Genomic DNA, 560 nt, shown 5'->3' with positions numbered 1-560 from the left:
ATTCCCAGCCACAACACGGTTAAAAACTGGATAAAAGGCTACCGCAAATCTGGTAATGAGGCCTTTATCAGGCGCAGGAAGGAGAAAAGCATGACCCGTTCTGATGATACCCATGAAAACGAGGCAAACATGACGCCGGAAGAGATGAAGAATGAGCTGCGTTATCTTCGCGCAGAAAATGCATATCTGAAAGCCATGCAGGAGCATCTCCTGGAAAAAAAGCGCCAGGAGCTGGAGAAAAAACGAAAGTCATCCGGAGCCTGAGGTGCGGACACTGCCAGCCTGACCTGTTAAAGGCTGCAGGGCTGGCCAGAAGCACGCTGTACTACCAGCTGTCACTGCAGAAGGCTAAGGACAAGTATGCTGATGTGAAACAGCTCATAGCCTCCATCTTCCATGAACACCGGGGATGTTATGGGTACCGGCGGATCCATTGTGAGCTTCAGAAAAGAGGTCTTAAGTTCAGTGGCAAAACGGTGCGAAAACTGATGCAACAGCTCGGCCTGAAGTCTCCTGTGCGCCTGAAGAAATACCGGTCTTACCGGGGAAATATGGGACTC

Annotated in this window: 1 pseudogene; it reads left to right on the top strand. The window is 50.5% G+C overall.

Features of this window, described 5'->3' with window-relative positions:
• A pseudogene (locus tag ACJHXB_RS24805) lies at nucleotides 1-560 on the top strand (IS3 family transposase); the annotation flags it as partial.

It is taken from the genome of Escherichia sp. WS3227_2 (assembly GCF_046486495.1).
GTDB lineage: Bacteria > Pseudomonadota > Gammaproteobacteria > Enterobacterales > Enterobacteriaceae > Escherichia > Escherichia coli.
Note: the sequence above shows the minus strand (reverse complement) of the source record. Positions and strands in the feature narration are given on the sequence as shown.